Origin of the sequence: Collinsella sp. Sow4_E3 (assembly GCF_052116285.1) — a bacterium.
GTDB lineage: Bacteria > Actinomycetota > Coriobacteriia > Coriobacteriales > Coriobacteriaceae > Collinsella.
Map to the genome: position 1 here is coordinate 1 of NZ_JBQKLJ010000094.1, position 579 is coordinate 579.

The 579-nt window shown below is 39.2% G+C and carries 1 protein-coding gene; it reads right to left on the reverse strand.

Annotation, left to right across the window (positions count from 1 at the left end):
* On the reverse strand, positions 1-579 hold a 579-nt coding region (locus tag ACTQ48_RS11420), incomplete at both ends, for a major tail protein (RefSeq protein WP_441571035.1).

Here is a 579-nt window from a genome sequence, read left to right on the forward strand (position 1 = left end):
ATCTAAAGTTACACCACTGACAGGAGTTGCAGACTCTTCACGTGGATCAGTTACTTTAACGAACCAGTTTCTAATCATTTCCCGATCTACATTTTCATCGTCTTCATCCACAGAATACATATATCCTAATCCTGGAACATCCACAAAAGATCCTGTCCATTCTGGATGCGTATACGTAACCGAACTACCTTCACGAGTGGATGTTTCATCCGATGTCAAGGCAAATTTACCTTTATAAAAAATTGTATATCGGTACTTTCCGTTAGATTTTAAACGTTTATATGCAAAAGCTCCATCGCGCGCAATATCATCTCCCGAACGTAGCACCCCGCCTTTTACCATTTTTGCTCCTGTAATTGTTGCTAAAACTTGATTTTCATATCCGTTCGTTTCCATACCAATTTCAGCTCCACCAAAGGATACAGTTGAATCTTGTGCAACACTATCACCATAATCAGTTGTAGTTTCAGTGCTTACATCAGGTTTAATACTTACTGCAGTCCCGATTGTTGTTGGCTCATCATAGATAGGGAAATTACCTGATTCATCTACTAAAGGAAACCAAGTAGGTGTTTCAAC